Source organism: Deltaproteobacteria bacterium (assembly GCA_020848745.1).
Lineage (GTDB): Bacteria > Desulfobacterota > Binatia > UTPRO1 > UTPRO1 > UTPRO1.
In genome coordinates this window covers 105636-121823 of sequence record JADLHM010000012.1, presented here as the reverse complement: position 1 = coordinate 121823, position 16188 = coordinate 105636, and the positions used below count along the sequence as shown (strand labels likewise).

General features: G+C 61.0%; 9 protein-coding genes. 1 reads left to right on the top strand and 8 read right to left on the bottom strand.

Features of this window, described 5'->3' with window-relative positions; translation table 11 throughout:
• Window positions 1-878: 878 nt before the first annotated feature.
• The 3 genes from IT293_01735 to IT293_01725 form a co-directional block, all read right to left on the bottom strand.
• Window positions 879-8873, bottom strand: coding sequence for a hypothetical protein (locus tag IT293_01735; protein MCC6763358.1), 7995 nt, complete (start codon window positions 8871-8873; stop codon window positions 879-881).
• A 290-nt stretch (window positions 8874-9163) separates the two neighbouring features.
• Entirely contained in the window at window positions 9164-9649 is a 486-nt protein-coding gene (locus IT293_01730; protein ID MCC6763357.1) for a JAB domain-containing protein, read from the bottom strand.
• Window positions 9646-9903 carry a hypothetical protein gene (locus IT293_01725; GenBank protein MCC6763356.1) on the bottom strand — a complete coding sequence of 86 codons (258 nt, stop codon included), beginning with the start codon at window positions 9901-9903 and terminating at the stop codon, window positions 9646-9648. Before IT293_01725 ends, IT293_01730 begins: the two co-directional genes overlap by 4 nt.
• Window positions 9904-10519: 616 nt before the next feature.
• Between IT293_01725 and IT293_01720 the strand changes: the two genes are divergently transcribed.
• Window positions 10520-10711, top strand: a complete 192-nt coding sequence (locus tag IT293_01720) for a hypothetical protein (GenBank protein MCC6763355.1) — start codon at window positions 10520-10522, stop codon at window positions 10709-10711.
• 70 nt (window positions 10712-10781) lie between these two features.
• Here IT293_01720 and IT293_01715 read toward each other — a convergent pair whose 3' ends face one another.
• The 5 genes from IT293_01715 to IT293_01695 form a co-directional block, all read right to left on the bottom strand.
• Window positions 10782-11030, bottom strand: coding sequence for a hypothetical protein (locus IT293_01715; protein MCC6763354.1), 249 nt, complete (start codon window positions 11028-11030; stop codon window positions 10782-10784).
• 275 nt (window positions 11031-11305) lie between these two features.
• Window positions 11306-11755 carry a hypothetical protein gene (locus IT293_01710; protein MCC6763353.1) on the bottom strand — a complete coding sequence of 150 codons (450 nt, stop codon included), beginning with the start codon at window positions 11753-11755 and terminating at the stop codon, window positions 11306-11308.
• A 265-nt stretch (window positions 11756-12020) separates the two neighbouring features.
• A complete protein-coding gene (locus IT293_01705; protein ID MCC6763352.1) occupies window positions 12021-14750 on the bottom strand; it encodes a type IV secretion system DNA-binding domain-containing protein in 2730 nt (909 codons plus the stop codon).
• Window positions 14743-15432: a hypothetical protein gene (locus IT293_01700; GenBank protein MCC6763351.1), complete on the bottom strand. Its 690-nt coding sequence runs from the start codon at window positions 15430-15432 to the stop codon at window positions 14743-14745. Before IT293_01700 ends, IT293_01705 begins: the two co-directional genes overlap by 8 nt.
• On the bottom strand, window positions 15419-15985 hold the full coding sequence (locus tag IT293_01695; GenBank protein MCC6763350.1) for a hypothetical protein: 567 nt from the start codon (window positions 15983-15985) through the stop codon (window positions 15419-15421). The genes IT293_01700 and IT293_01695 overlap by 14 nt, the downstream gene beginning before the upstream one ends.
• Window positions 15986-16188: the final 203 nt, after the last annotated feature.

Genomic DNA, 16188 nt, shown 5'->3' with positions numbered 1-16188 from the left:
TTCGGGCATCTCCGGACCTCCGGGTCACTCTCGGAACACCCGAGGTCCACAGGCGGCTCGCCTGCGCCTTTCCGTTCGTGCTGCTTCGCGAGCAGTCACAGCTTCGAGGACGGTGCGCGCAGCGTGCAACCGTGCGAGCTCAACGATAGAATGCCGAAGGTCCTCAAAGCGGCCCGCTGGCACTGCCAGTTTCCCCTCAAAGTCTCTGACCAAGTCGGCAACTCGCGCCGCGAGATCAGCTGAGGGCGCTAAACTAAGATCGCCTTTGCCCACCCCTATTTCTGAGTGTGCTTGTGGTAATTCCTCGTACATATTCATGCATCATAACGTCCTTTATGACACTCTGGCAACTACCCTGATATTACTGAATAGTCCCCGCTAGCTGGCCCTAGAGAGAGTACACGGAGGCGCACCATCAGCTTTGCCGGATTTCTTCATCACCCGATTTCAACAAAGCATCTCCCTAAGAACGCTGTGTTCGCTTCATTCACCCAGAGCAACCTCTATAATAGAATTTCCGGGCAGATGGGCGTACTGGTGTGCCGGCCCGCCATGCTCTCGTAAGGCATCTATCATTACGAGCAGACTAGACCAGAACTCCGGTTTGGCTTCCAGGGCCCATGCCTGAGAACCCTCCCGCACAAGCCTCGGAGCACCCCCGACAAGACATTTCAGGGTCACCCCACTCGATGGAATAGGACCACCTGCTGGAGGGATAACCGCCTGCCGTTGTCGACCTAGCCCCTCAATAGTGAGTCGCAGCTCCTCCAAGTCTGCGGCCCCTTCACACGCCAACCGAAGCGTCATCCCATACGCACCGTCATATACATCCGCCAGCATCGCTTTCTCCCACACACACGCACTACTTGCAGAACCCCCTATTTGGGGCGCTTCGGAATGACATTACCGTCATCACCCACGTTTTGCCACGAGCTATTCCACGTGTCCCATGGATTATAATCCCAATGCGCTTCAGGATGCCACTTGTCTTCTTCGTGCCGACGCCACTCACCACCAGTCGGGTCAAAAAAACGCGGGGTATTGCGCTTGTCCGATACTGGATATTCCGGCTTCTTATATTCCCACTCCGGAGTCCATCCGGGTGGCCGCGTTTCAGGAACAGGACAGTCGCCACTATCCCCCCATCTATCCCATAAATCCCCAGCAGCCGTAATCGCCGCCACGCCCGGCGCAGCGTCGCCTATCCATTGAGCGTCGCTGTACGACTCCTCTAGCGGGGTCGGATGCCCCAAAATACCATACGCTATCGCCACCACAGCGACGCACCACGGACACTCACCGGTCGGGTCGGTTGAGTTCTGAGGCAAATTGTCTACATATGAGTAAAGGTTAGTGCCGGCATTGAACCCGAGTGGGTCCTTACTCATCCAACGCCCAGTATTCGGGTCATAGTCCCTGGCACCAAAACGAATCAAAGAGGTATCTGGGTCAGAGAGGCCACCTGCGAAGCCAAATGGGTGGCTCCCTGCACCTGTGCTCGCCACAAGTCGGCCCCAGTCATCATGGCGCATACGCTGCAGAACGCCACCGGTCGCCACGTCTACGACAAGTCGTGGACTTCCAAGGTGATCGGTAATAATGCGGTAGGTGTCTCCGGCCATTAGCATATAGTCTGGTACGTTTGTGGCGGACGCGAACACGAACCGGCTGCGGACAATGCTGGAGGCATCAAGTTCAGCCACCGGCCGAAGCTGGTCGTGATAGAGAAGACCCTGAAGGAGAGTCCCGTTCTGCTGACGTCCTACTCGGCGACCCACTGGGTCGATCGCATATGATATGTCGGTTGCCGATCCCGGCGGGTCAACCGATCGCAACGTCCCAAAAACATCGTAGCCGAACGCTGTGGTGCCAGTCGCGTTCGTTGTGGCGAGAAGCTCTCCGCTCGCTGTGTACGTGAAGGTCTCATCGCCATAGGAGGAAACCCGGTCCTGGTCATCGTAAGCGGGAGTGGCCGAGAGTCCTGGGGCGGTTAGACGGTTCCCATTGACATCGTACGTATACTGGCTCGTCGTTACACCGTCGGTGGCGACTTCGAACAGCCGCCCCGCCTCGTCATAGCTGTATTCGTAAACGTGGTTGGTGCCTTCAATCGTTTCGTCTTTCGTTGCAACGCGTCCGAGCCGGTCACGTGTGAGGAGAATTTCGTAGAGGAACGTTGAGTTGAAGCGCGCCAAATGGTGGGTCATCTCGCCAAAACCGTTGTATTCGTACGTGTCAATGAGATTGCCGAGGGTGGTCGCTGTAATCAAGCCACTCATGGGATCGCGCGTGACACTCATCGCACCCGCCTGCACAACGAGCCCGTCGCTGTCATAGCTATAAAGGACTGGGTCAGTTCCGTTGACCGTGATCCGGCTCGTTCTGAAAAAGTCGTCGTACGTACGCTCGACAGAGCCAGTCACGGTTCCGCTCCAAGTGGTCGATCTAAGGAGAGGTCCATCATAGCTATAGGCGAGCCCCTCTGGCGCACCCGGTGCGGCGATGCTCGATACCTGTCCACTGGTCGGATGGTACGTGAAGGTGGTCGTGCCATGGGGAGCGCTAATGGTTGCTATACGCCCGCCTCCGTCATAGCCGTAGTTGATGGTTTGGCCGTCCGGCCTGGTGATGAGCGCGATCTGACGGTCGCCGTTGTAGGTGTAGTCCGTATTGGTGGATGCATTGCCGATATCAGGAGGCGCGTACTGCGCTTGCAGGTCAGCAGCCGTGTAGTTGAACGTGTGGGAGGGTCGCCCAGGGGGCGTGACACTGCTCAGGTTCCCATTGCTATCATAGCTGAAGAGAATCTCTTCGCCGTCTGGCCGCGTTTGCACGGTCACGCGCCCCGCCGCGTCATATTCAAAGGTATTTATGCGGTTCATGGCATCAGCTGTGGCGGCGAGCAATCCCATCGCGTTATAGGAGAACGCTGTCCGGCGCTCGTCCGCTCCGGCCCCCTGAGAGACCGTAATGAGGCGCCCGCGAGGGTCATAGGTCATGTGGACGGGAAGCAAATTACCCAGCTGACTACTAGTCACGCGGCCCTGGTCGTCAACGGTTAAGATGCGCTCACGCCCTTCCGGAGATGTGCTCCTAAATGTCCGTGTTGCGGCATCGTAGGTCGTGCTGAAGACATCGCCGTTGACGTCTGTGTCCTCGGTGAGGGTCTGAAGACTGAGGGGGTTCGTCGGGTCGGCAAGAATGGCGGAGCGTGTACCGAGAGTCTGCATGCCGTTGCCGCTCGGGAGGTTCACCCAGAAGCTCCCGGCAACCGGAGCCTGCATTCCGAAACGCGGGTCAGGACTCAGCACGGAGATACTCGTAGTGCCGTTTGCTGCCGTTTCTTCAACAACGCCGTCGGTTCTTCGCCATACCCGGCGGGCCGTACCGTCGGGCTCGGTGGTTGTCGCAAGGTATTCAAGGTTGGGTCTGGCGAGCGGGCCGCTAGCTTGAGTATCTATCCGATACGTTGTCGCGCGACCGAGGCCGGTGACTCTTTCAACTTGGTAGCCAAGAAGATTGTCGCCGCTCAAAAAGTCGCTTCTGCTGTAGCCCTGGGTTCCGCCAGCCGCATCAAAAACACCGTTCAGTCGGCCGCGACTGTCATAGGAGTATAGGGTTTCGTACGAGCGGGGATTGCGCATTCGCTCGAGAAGCCCATTGCTGTCGTAGGTGAAGCGGTATTCCTCACTCGCGGGATTCGTGATGCTCTGGAGGAAGCCGTTCGAGTCAACCGAAAGCGCCGTACGTTGGCCGAACGGCGCCACGATGGCGGCGGGGTTACCACTGCTGTCGTGCTCGATCTCGGTGACATTGCCGTCGCCGTCCCGAATCTGTGTGAGCCTTCCTGCACTGTCGTAGCTGAATTCATAGAGGACAGCGCCCGTATAGGTGTTGTACGTGCGGAGATGGCGGCCGCTCGCATTAAACTGAAAGAGCTGCGTTCCATCCTCCGAAGCGATCGCAATATCACTGCCCGAGAACCCGGCATACATCGATGCGACCTGGTCGACCCCGGTCGCGAAGCCTTTTGAAATGTAGACGCCGCCGTTGTTGGCAGGAAGCGCGCGATATCCGACGTCGATAGCAGCTTGACTGGCTGGTTGCCCTTCCTCAGGGTCGCCGTTCTCGGTCTTTCCAATGAGGGTGCGGATGACGCCGTCGGTCGAAACGACGCGCACACGTTGGTCGTCAAAGTCAGCGATGAACAGCGTGCCATCTCGCGCAACGTCCACACCGACCGGCTGCGCGAGTTTGGCTTGGGTTGCCTGGCCGCCATCGCCGACCCCGCCGTAGTCATAGCTTGTGGCGCTCCCTGCTACTCGCGTCAGTTGGCCGTCTGGGGTAACGCGCAGGACGCGAGCAGGCCCAACATAGAACGGCTCCGCGAAAATGAAATTGATGTCAGTAATATACATGCTTCCGTCAGGGCCGAAGCTGACATCGGAGGGACCACTTAGCTGCGCCTGGGTGGCCAATCCTCCTTCGCCGTCGACACCGGGAACCCCAGTACCCACAACCGTGTCGATAATTCCGTCGAGGCCTACACGCCGTATGCGATAGTTGCCGATGTCAGCAACGTAGAGGGCGCCATCCGGGCCGACCGCAATGCCGCCCCCGAAGAGGCCATCAGTGTCGCTGAAGCGGAATGTTGCCGCAGTCGCCGGTCCGCCGTCGCCTGAGTAGCCCTGGTCTCCCGTGCCAGCAAACGTGGAGATCGTTCCATCCGGGGCAACCTTTCGAACGTAATACTTTTGGCTGGCAAAGGGTAGCGAAGGCTCGCCCTCTAGGATGTAGAGACTGCCATCCGGACCACGGGAGATATCACGAGGCAAGAGAATCTGCGCTTGGGTCGCCGGGCCGCCGTCGCCGCTATGGCCGAACCCATTGCCACCTGCGATGGTTCGAACGGTTCCATCCGGACCCAGTGACCGAACACGGGCCTGAACCGCGCTGTTGAACGTATTGGTGATGGCGACATCCAGGCTGCCGTCCGCTCTCTCAACAGTTGAGCCGCTGAACCCTAGCGCGGTGTCAAGAGCGGGCAGCCCGTCTTGAGTTGCATTGCACGTTCGACACCCAACCGCGCGACGTACCACGCCGTTTGCATCGGTCGCGGCCCGGCGTTTGCCATTCCCTTCGTACAAGATCTTCCCGCCCGGGTCGTAGGCGTGATGCACGCTCAAGGTCCAGCCGCCGAGACCAAGGCCACGAGCATCCCACTGTGAGCCCTCAATAACGGATCGCCGCTGGACTCGCCGGAGTTCCTCGCGCGCCGGTACGCTTGAGCCGAGCTGGTAACATGGAAATCCAAACTGAGCGGCACGGCAGTACCAAGCGTCATAGACGTAGGCTACTTCAACGTTGATTGGTTGCCATCCTTGCGCATACCGTCCATAAGCATCCCGGCGGTCCCACGTGAAGCTGTCTCGCTGATTTGCCGCCGCAGGGAAGGTAGTGCGCTGCTTTTGACCCGCGACGTCAACGGTGAGTTCCACGCGCTTGAGCAGTTCTGGGACATCGTCGTTGGTGAGCTCGATGTCAATCTCAGGCAGCGATCCAGGCACACGATCGGTACCGTAGTTGAGGGTCATATCGGACCCAACAAGTGGCACCCGTTCGCGGAGAATCTGATTTTGGCACTCGATGATAGAACCGTTGGCGCAGGGAGTATTGGTCTTTGGGTTCTTCGATATCGGAGCTGCCGTTTTCGGACTGGGGCATTTTCCGGGTGGGTCGCAATTCGGGATGGCGACCGACCAATTGCAGTCGTGCGTGCTCAAATGGGAGGTCCTTACCCGCCAGAATGTCTGCCCCGGAGCAAACCGCGTGGCCAACGCCGCCCGTTCTGAATCGGTGATACCAAGTGTCGCGAGTGTGGCTGCTGAGTCCGCGAGTCCATCGCCGTCGGAATCGAGGTCAGCTAACCCGCCGGTGACTCCGAGAATCGCGATGACCACGCCGTTAGGCACTCCGATCCAGAGACCTCGATCGTTATCGTAGTAGCCGTACGGGACGGCCTCTCCAACTGCGAAGCCAAGGAAGTTATCGACGTAGACGGGAACGGGCTGACTCAACACAACGTCCTTGCCGGCTACCTTCGCGATGGCTTCGTCCGCGGAAATCTCGACGGCGTACGTATAGGCGCTCATGGGCGGGAGCGTTCCTGGCATCGCGGCAGGACCATTTGGCCCAACCGTGTACTCAGTAAGCCGCAGGTGCAGGATGTTGACTGGCTGCGTGCTACCATCGGGCAAGACCAACGCTGCCGTGGTCCCTTGGGGAATCATGATTGTCGCACGCCGGGTACCCGCGCTGTCGCTTTGGGCGCTGCCTTGCGCGATCTGCATTGGCACCGCAGCGGTCAGGTCGATTGCAGTTACGTCTGGATCCCGAGCCACAAGTGCGACATCATCGATTGTTACAAAGTCCTGCCAAGGCACGTCTACGCGCCGCTGTGCCGGAAGCACCCCTGTTTTCGTGAAGTCGAGATTGAGAAACCCACCCCCGTTTACGACCAAATCATAGCCGCCATCAGCGCGGCTCACAGTGATTCCGAACTCAAGATGGTCACGGACACTCACGCGCACACCGGGGAGCGGAGCACCTGAGCGGTCAATTACGCGTCCGCGAACAACCGCGGCCCGTTTGGGCACAATGACAACGTCGGTTACTCCATACTGGACGCGGTCTGGTCCATCGTAGAGAAATTCGGTAGCCGTCCCAACGTTGGTAGCCACCGATTGGTCGAGTGGTGGCGCGACAAGTGCCGGGTCGGGGGGCAAGCTCGCGGGCAGGGCGCAGCCACGGCTGTCATAGCCCGCACACGAGGTGAGGCATGCCAACGTCCCGCCGGTGAAGCCCAGAGTGGCGCACGTCTGTCCTCGAAGGTCGCCACCGTCGCAAACTTCTCCCGAATTGGCCGTGCCGTTGCCGCAGAGATTCGTTCCGGGGGTGCTTGTGGGGGTCGGCTGGGCCAGCGTGCTCGTAGGAATTGGCGTCGGACCAGTGTTATCGGCCTTCGCTTTCAGCTGCGTTCCATTGCTTTTGTACGAGCGATAGAGGGCGCTCCAACATGTTGCGCTGTTGTTCTGCTTCAACTGAACCGTCAGCGGGGCGACAAGAGCCGATAGGTCCGGGAATGGAAGGCCGCGGCCCTGACCTTTCGCTTGAATCTTGGGTTTGCCGTCTGCCAGGCCTTCCTTCAATTGCAGCTGAACAATACCGTGCGGCCACCCCGCCTTGTCTTTGTACTTGAAACCTTTGCCTTTGAGGTCTGCCCAGCAAGGTTTTCCCTTGTCGCACATCCCGCCCGGTGGAACCCGCATCGTCGCGATGAGGCCGTTCGCGTCGTAGATGCAGAGGTCATACTCAGTGCTGCTGTCGGGGCTTCCGTATTCCGCGGCGAGCGTGCGCGGTCCCTTGGCCCACTTCCAGCTCAGCTTGTTTCCTTTCTTGTCGTTTTTCGTCAACGAGAGTAAGGCCTTTCCCGCAATCAGGGGGAGGCGACAGACATCCGGGAGCGGGCCACAGAGGATCGCAGGGGCGTCTAGGTCAAGTACCGTCAGGTCTTGACCAACGACAAGCGTCAGTCGGTCCAGGTCGTCGATGACGGCATCACCTATTCCCTGGACAATTGTGCCGTCCCCGGCGACGCGCAGAAGCCCGTCGTCGCCGAAAGTCGTATCGAGAACGCCATCAGCTGAATATCTGGCAACCCCTACGGCCGTCCCGCCAACCTCGGTACCCCCGACGGCCACGATGCGACCGGAGGAATCGACAAATAGCTTTTTCAGGAGGTCGCTGGCCGTTGGGGAATTGTTCGTTGCCGCAACAAAATGCGTCATCACAACGCCAGCGGTCCCGAATGACTGGTCCAAGGTACCGTCCGCGGCGTAGCGAAGAAGGATGAAGTGCCATACGCGGCCGTTAGCAACGACTGAGGCGTGGCCGCCGACGAGCACCTTTCCATCAGCAAGGGGCAACAGACTCGTCGCTACGTCGTCACCGGCGGCGAGGTCGTAGACGACAAATCCGGTTCCACCAAAGCTCGCATCGAGTGTACCGTTAGGGGCGAGACGTACTACGATCGCGTCAGAGTTGAGGCCTGGATTATATTTGCTGCCCGCTACGAGGAGGTTGGAATTGAGGTCGACGGCGATATCACGGACCTGGGTTTGCGGTATACCTAGGGTCGAGAACTTGACGCGCCCGTTGACGCCGAATGTGGGGTCCAAGAGACCAGCGGCGGTAAGGCGCAGGAGGACCACATCGTTGTTCGAGAGGTTGGCCGCGTCTTGAGCCGACGCAGCGACGATGATGCTGCCGTCACTTTGCCAGAGGAATGCAGCGAATTCGTCCGATGAAATTGTTGAGCCGGCGTTTAGTCGCGCGATACCCGCTGTACCGAAGGACATGTCGAGGTGGCCGCTGCTATCGAGTTGGGCGATAAATATATCGGCGCCGGAATCGAAGTAATTGTAGTTGCCGATGTTGCCGGCGATAAGAATATGGTCATTCGGGAGAGCGGTGATCGACCATACCGAAGTGGCTTGCACATGCGCGGCGTCCAAATCGAGAACCACTGCGCCCGCGCTACCAAACGATGGGTCAAGAACACCTGCGGACGTGTACCGCACGACCGTGCTCGTTCGGCCGGGCTGCTGGGCTGCGACGACTAGAGATCCGTCGCTTTGGGACGCAATTGCTGGATAGATACTCGCCGACGGCAACGCCGCCTTTCCACGCGAGCCGAAGGAAAAATCGGTCTGACCTTCCGCGGCAAATGCTGAGGCAGGACCCTTGAGAGGTGCGCTGCTGACAGCAACGCAGAGCAAGAGGAAGAAACGAGGAAGAAGCCGGTCGTAGCGCATCTACGCCTCCCTGCTCGGTGGGGAGCAGTTCGATATTTGGGGGTGCGGGAGGCTACACCAACCCCGGCGAAACGTTCCAGCGAATCTGTGCCTGAACAGCACGTTGGCGACGAGTCTGTTCAAGCCGCTCTTAGTGGAGTGCTTTTACGGTTCTAGAGTCTCGTGCTCTGCGCCCCAGAGAAGTGCCCCAAAATGGGGCGGGATTTCGGCCGCGGCGTGATACTGGTACGGGCGATGAGGGGCGACCGTGGGAAATTGTTTTGAAGAACCGGCCGGCCCCTCACCGTCCGCTACAAAATGGCCTCGTCTGACATTGAGCAATATCGGGCACTTCCGACAATGACGTGGTCGAGGAGTCGCATGCCGAAGACGTCGCCGACCTCCTTCAGCCGCTGGGTAATCGCCCGGTCCTCGGCGGACGGGGTTGGGTCGCCGCTCGGGTGGTTGTGGAGCAGAATGAAGGCCGCGGCATTTGAAAGAATCAGACTCTTCATCACCTCCCGGGGATGGACCAACGACGCGGTGAGCGTGCCCACTGACAGGGTCTCGGCCCCGAGGAGCCGATTCTTTCCGTCGAGTGCCAGCACCAGAAATCGCTCTCGGTCCCAGGTGCCTGCGTCCTCGGCAAACAGCCGGTAGACGTCGCTCGACGTCCTGAGCGGCTCCGAGTAACGCTCGCCGGAATCGCGGACCAACGTCACCCGGTGATAGAGCGCCCGCGGAGGGCGGCCCGTGGCCGCCCTCCCCTCCTTCGTTGCCACGCGAGGCGTGTTCACGCCGCCGCCTCGCCCGCCTTCGTGTGTTCGCGGAGCCAGAGCTCGGCGGCGACACTCGCGCGAACGACGTCGGCCAAGTCGCGCGGATTGAAGCTCGCCGTCGACTTCCAGTTCTCGCCGTCCTTGTAGAGGCGCGTCAGCGTCACGCTGTAGCGCGTGCCGTTCTTGGTGGCGTTCGGCCACACGACGGCCTTCACGAACCCGACCTTCACTTCGTGGACCGGTCGAGTCTTTTCCGCATACTCCTTGGGCATAGTGCCCTCCTTCCTGTACGGGTCACACCTCGTTCGGGTGCAACTGGTTGGAGCCTGAGGGCAGGTCCGAAAACCTCTCGTGAGAACCGTTCCCACGCTGCCGCCCTCGCGCGCCGCGGGCGACGGGCGAGAGGGGCATGTGAATGGTCTACCGGGTTCGAGACTGAAAAAGAGCCTTCACCGGGATTATGCGTTCTGGTCGTCCGCGCGTGACTTTTCCCGATAATAACGCGGCGCGGCGAAGCCGGGCGGAGATTTCACTTCCGTTTTCCCGGCAGTCTGCTACGCGAATCGCATGGGCGACCTCGCGCTCACACCAAGTTTCCTCACCTCCCCCCACCTGGAGGTTCTAAACAACGGTGGATCACACGCACTACAGGGACCGGGGTTCTTCCCGGGCAACCGTTTCGGTTTCCCATCCCAACATCGCCGGACGACCTCTACGGAGATCGTGCGTCGAGTGGCGCTCAGTCGACGCCATGTAACAGACGCTGCTGGTGCAACCAGTAGCTCTTATTGGGATGCAACGAAGATGGGAAAATTAATCTTCACGGAAAACGGACGGCAGATCTCACGGAACTTCGCGAATTATCGGGTCATGCTCCCTGACGGGCGCATGTCACGACCGCGCAAGTTCCCGGGGTCGATCGTGATGACGACGGGAGACGGTGAACCTCGAACACTCGAGTTTCAGTTTCCCGACGGCAGCACGCGGAGTCGGCTATGGTCGTGCTTCCTCAGCCTCGCCGCTGGGATGCTCGTCATGCGATTCCTCGACATCATCGTCATGGTGCTCCAAAACATCTGACGACGTTGTCAGCAAAGACACCAGGAGCCTTGGCTCCTGGTGTCTTTCTTCTCTCACGAAGCGAGCGGTTTCACCTCGCAAGATAGTAGGCCACGAGTTCATTTGACCCCCAGCTGAGGAAGAATCCTCCCAACGTCACCAAGACGAACGGAAAGAGAATCTCCGCGAGCGTAGGCCGCGGTTCAGGGCAGATGACCTCCATGGCTTCGTGAAACGCGCGAACGCGTTCCACCGGAACCTGCACCTCACGATCACGTGGCAATGTTCGCAGGAAGGCGAGATAGTCGCGCACGATGTCGTTGGCGGTAGCGTGGTCCATGCGAGAAGAGTCCCATAGACGGCATCATTCGGGCTATCCGGGCATGCCCGTATTTTGCGATTGCCACTCGCGAAGCGCGCGTGCTACCCGAGGAGCAGGCAGCACGACGATTTTCCACACCTCCCCACGCCAGGAGGTTCTAAACGAAGGCGAAACTACCAAATGGTCCTGCGGGACGACACGGTAGAATTCAAAGGAGGTACGACACCATCATCAGCGTGCAAACAGCGTGAAAGCGACGCGACGCCGATGTTGCGACGACGATAGACGAACTGTCAGTCTGTGTCGTACCGAGACAAGAGCCCTTCGGGGCTCTTGTCTTTTGTGGGCCGGAAGATGGTTGGCACTGCCCGAGGAAGTACGGGAATCCGAATCGGCGCTCCTCCGAGGCGCGACACGATGGGATGCCGGGTGGTCCAGCGACCGAACTCCTCTGCCTGAACCGCGTCGTCGAGCAGGTAGACGATGGTGAGCAGCTCGTGGCGTGCGAGATGCCACCACGGCGCAAATCCATCCGAGGCGACCAGGTCTTGCAGCAACCCAAGCGCGCGCTGGAGCGCATCGTCGCGGTCGTGCCAACGGAGCGGATGCACGCGCACGATATGGAGGCGGTCGTTCGCGCGATAGCACCGGACGTAACGTGGGACCCGGTCGAGAACGATGTCCGCTTCGCGAATCCCGGCAACCAGCTCGCGAAACTCGCGGGGACTGAGCAGCGCCTTCACGGGGCGCATCATCCGGCAGAACCAGAGCACGCAAAGCGCCTCGGCCAATTCCGCGTCGGAGAGCGGCGTGTGATGCGTCGTGTAGTACGTACGCCCATTGGCAACGTGCCGGGTCAGCTCGCCTCGCGCGCGTAGAGCTTCGAGTGCCCGCGACGCGCTACGCGCACTGTCACCGAAGAACGTTCGCGCTACGATCTCGACTGTCGTGCAGCCGTAGATGCGAACCTGCGCAAGAATCGCACCCCCATGCGCCCGGTGCGGTGGTTCAGCTCTTTTCGGCTTTGGAGGCAAGGAGCTTTTGGAGCTTCGCCTTCTGCGCCGCCGCAACCGCCGCGGCCTCCTCGACGCGCTCGCGTTCGATGGTGTCGACCGCCTTGGTGCCAACGGACAGGTGCGGTGTCGGTGTCGGCCAGGCTGCCGTGGCGCGGGCATCGTAGGTATCGCGAGTGAGCGGCCACGTCGTACGGACCGGAATCGGCAAGCCCCCGAACTGCGAGTACCCGCTTCCACGGGAAATCTGGGCAATGGCGTGGAGCGGGTGGTCAGTCGCGCCGATGATGTCGTTCCGGGTGAGACGCGGCTTCACGATTTCCGCCCACGTCGCTGAGGACGTCGAGCCCTGCGGCGAATACCCGCTCGTGAACGAGGACATCAGGGCGACCTCTTCCCCGGACATCTCCATGAGCGCACGCACTTCCGTCGGTTCGCTCACGCTGAAGTAGAGTTTGAGGCGCGTATTCGTGCGGACAGTCGGCCGGAGGTCACCGCTCGGCGTGTCGAGGTCTGCTTGCGTCTGGTTCGCGAGCATCGCGGCGACGCCAAAGCTCCGCGCCTGCTCAAGGATGATTTTGAAATTCTCCCCGGCGAGTCGCTGAAATTCGTCGATGACGAGCAGGGCCTTGCGCTCCTCGGCGCCGGCGCGCTGGCGGTCGATCGCCGCGGTGAGCAGGGCATAGAGAGCGAGCTTCCCAATCTCGCGCACACTGATGCTTTCGAGCGCCGCCGGCAGCCAGAAATACACGACCTGACGCTCCTCCAAGACTCGCGCCATGTCGATGACCGAGTCGGCTGCGGGTGGTGTCGCTGCCGTCGTCAAGAGCTGCGGATAGAACGTCAGGGCGTGAATCGTGGAGATGAGCTCGAAGACATCCTTCTTCTCACGCTTCAGCGCTTCGAGCTCCTTGTAGAGCGCGTCGAAGGAATCAATGTTCGGGTTCTTTTGGAGGACGCTCAAGAGCGCGTACCGACTTTGGCGCGAGTAGTACGAGCGCCCATAGCCCTCGCCGTGCGAGAGGGCGAGCGAGTCGAGAATCAGCTGGCAGAGCTGCGGCAACGAGCGTGAGGTCGTCTTCAAGGACGTGAACGGATTGAAGTAGTGGGATGCCCGGTCCTTTTCGGGGGTAAAGAACCGAAACGGAATCTTGAGCGTCGCGCATTCCTCGCGCAGCGTGTGGAAGAACGCCGGGTCTCCCTTGAGGTCGAGGATCACCATCGGGGGCCGGGGCGGACCATGCTGGCCGTCCCGCGGCTCGCCGCCACGAAGCAGTTGGAGGACAAGCGGCATGACGCCGAGACTCGTCTTCCCGCTTCCCGTTTCGCCACAGATGTAGGCGTGTTCGTGAAGGACGTCTCGGTCCAACAGCACTGGGAACTTGAAGTTGGGTTCGACGCCGAGAAACAGGTGGTGGGCCTCGTGCACCGTACCGCCGAGCGGGTCAGGCGCCACGTGCGGGGAGATGCGGAGCCGGTCTACGTACCACTGCCATTCGGTGCGTCCATCCTCATCAAGACCTGATGTCCAGGTCCCGTCAGCGTTGCGGACGCCTTCGATTCGGTCGCGCTGCTCCGCAGCTTCGAGCAGCGGACGAGCATACACGGCGAGGAGCAGCACCAGCGGCAGCGTGAGGGCAATGATGAGCGCCACGGGAAGGATGAAGACCCAGAGCGGGCTTCCGTCGCGGAGCAAATAGAAGAACACTTCGAGCCAGCGCACCGGAGAGTCATGGAGCAGCTCGCGGAGTGCAGCGGCCGTGTAATGCCCTGATGCTCCAAACCACAGGATGTCGTTCGGCGCATACAGACAGAGGGCTTCCGCGAGCGTGACGAAAAGCGGCAAGAGGAGCAAACACACGGTGGCGATACGTCGTCGAAGGGTCGTGGGCGCTTGCCAGATACCCGGAGCGTGCGTCGACTGCGCACCGTAGTGCAGAAACTGGACGAGTACTTCCCGGGCGACGGGCACGAGCCGCAGCCCAAAACGATGCGGCGCCAGGCGCGAGAAGGCGAGCACGTAGAGGCTTACAATCGCCGCGCTCGCTGAGAGCATCGGCACACCCACGGCAATCGCGAGAACGATGGCCAATAGACGGTAGTCGGGGGCACCGCCTGCCGGCTGCAAGGTCGCGCGGGTCTCCGGACGCAACCGGGGATGAGTTGTAAGCCAGGCCTGATAGAAGCGGCACGGCGCTGCACCCTCGACGGCAAACGCACCGAAGGTCAGGCCGGCCAGGATGAGGCTTCCGAGTAGACGACTTGGCAGGATGAAACTCAGGAGATGCGCGAGCGCCGCGAAGGCGAGCGGTCCCCCCAAACGCCAGACGATGCCAAGCGCCGTCGCACGACGCGTGAGCACCAACGTGACCGTCGCGGCGCCACCAACCGACATCGCAAGCGCATAGGCCCAAGTGATCGGAATCAGCTGGTCGAGGAGCACCATCCCCCACGCCAGCAGATGGGCGACGATGGCGAGGAAGAGCAGGAGTGAGAGTGTCTCGCGAGCAAGCGTTTCGGTGGAGAGGGCCTGCTCTCGGTAGGCGAGGTCCATGTCGCGCATCGCCGCAAGGGGCGGCAGTCGCGCCGTGTTCAGCTGCGATGTGGATTTCGGACTGTAGAGTAGCGGGTAGCGTTGAATCGTCGGCTTGTCGCCGAGGTCGTAGACATCGCCGGGGGCATTTAGGAATTGCGGCGTCGGATTCGTCGGCACCTTCTCAGCCATGGCGTAGCTTTCGGACTGCGTCGTGGAGTGCGTGTGGTGGTGGGGCGTAGGCCGTTCGCACTTCGAGAGGGAGCGACGTTCTCCGAAGCACTGTATCGACCCGCATCCGTCGTTGTCCTTCGTCGAGCAGCACGGCGACCGCGTATAACCGATTCTTCATCCAGGATGCGAGGATTTCATTGGCCGTCAGCGCCCCGGCGTAACGGGCAAGGGTCTTCACAATGACCGTCGTTCGCGTCTGCGGTCCTGGTACATAAACGCGATACACGCGCGGCGGCTCACCGGGCTCGACCACATGCGGACCATGCGGGGGCTCCGTGCCAAGCAGCGCTTCGAGCTCGGGCCGCTCCAATCGATAGCGCAGCGGCTCGTCACACGCGGCAAACCAGAGCACTGCAAGCGCTTCCGCAAGGGCCCGACTGCCCAGCGGATGCGCGCGATGCGGGAGGCCTCGCGTGGCAGCCTCCGCCGCGGTGAGTTGGTAGAGACGCAGCGGACCGCCACGCAGGGGGCGCGACCGGATGCGACCGGCAGCAGCGAGGCGTCCGAGAACATTCCGGGCGTCGGCACCGTCGAAGAACAAGCGCTCCAGGATCGGGCGCAAACTGACGTGGTAGAGCCCAAGGTGAGCGAGCAATCGCTCGTCGCGTCCAGGACGGGCCGCAACCTCACCAGAGTTCATAGGCGAGCCCCTCATCGGTGCAAAAGGCGTGGAACGCCGCGAGCTTCTTGGCGTCGTACTCGCCCGCGAGCTCGATCGCCGTCCGATGTCGTCCATCGGTCACGTAGGCATCGGGGCGCTTCTCCCCCGCTCCGCCGAGGTCGTCGACGTGGTCCTCAATCACCCAGGAACGCGCCCGGGTCGGCAAGTCACGACGCATCTGAAGGTACACCTGGGCCAAGTGGAGGTCGTGGGTGACTTCGACCACCCGCGGCAAGCGCAGGGTCCCGCGGCCGAACTGTTCCGCCGTGGGAGCCGTCGGCGTCACGCAGGGGGTCAGGACGGCCGCAGCTTGCTGCCACCGACTTCGAAGCGTTCCTGCAATGGTCGAGAATTGCGGCGTCGTTTCGTCCGGCTGCCAGCACACCAAGGGACGGCGCAACGACACCATCGGTCGCGCCAGGAGAGCGTCCGACCGCACCCATCCTGCCTCCGCAAGCGCCGCCATCCTCGCCGCAGCCTGTGCCACCGCCGACGGTCGAGCACCCCACCATGCCTCGGCCAGTTGTCCCATGGACAGGACTCGGAGACGCGTACCGAGGACCGTGAGGATGTCGCGGTCTCGTGTGGTGAGCGCAACGCCGACTGCCATCAAGGCCGGACTCTAGCGAAACACCTGCGCTTCCGACCAGGGTCGGACCCCGTCTTACATGCGGGTGGACTTGTCTTTGGGGGTTCCAGGAAGGGTTCCTGAGTTCAGCAGCTTACGGACGATTC

What these genes read in the sequence shown, in the direction of transcription:
- IT293_01700 (MCC6763351.1), bottom strand. Translation starts at nt 15,432, where the DNA reads ATGAACTCTGGTGAGGTTGCGGCCCGTCCTGGACGCGACGAGCGATTG.
- IT293_01715 (MCC6763354.1), bottom strand. Translation starts at nt 11,030, where the DNA reads ATGGACCACGCTACCGCCAACGACATCGTGCGCGACTATCTCGCCTTC.
- IT293_01695 (MCC6763350.1), bottom strand. Translation starts at nt 15,985, where the DNA reads ATGGGACAACTGGCCGAGGCATGGTGGGGTGCTCGACCGTCGGCGGTG.
- IT293_01735 (MCC6763358.1), bottom strand. Translation starts at nt 8,873, where the DNA reads ATGCGCTACGACCGGCTTCTTCCTCGTTTCTTCCTCTTGCTCTGCGTT.
- IT293_01720 (MCC6763355.1), top strand. Translation starts at nt 10,520, where the DNA reads ATGTCACGACCGCGCAAGTTCCCGGGGTCGATCGTGATGACGACGGGA.
- IT293_01725 (MCC6763356.1), bottom strand. Translation starts at nt 9,903, where the DNA reads ATGCCCAAGGAGTATGCGGAAAAGACTCGACCGGTCCACGAAGTGAAG.
- IT293_01705 (MCC6763352.1), bottom strand. Translation starts at nt 14,750, where the DNA reads ATGGCTGAGAAGGTGCCGACGAATCCGACGCCGCAATTCCTAAATGCC.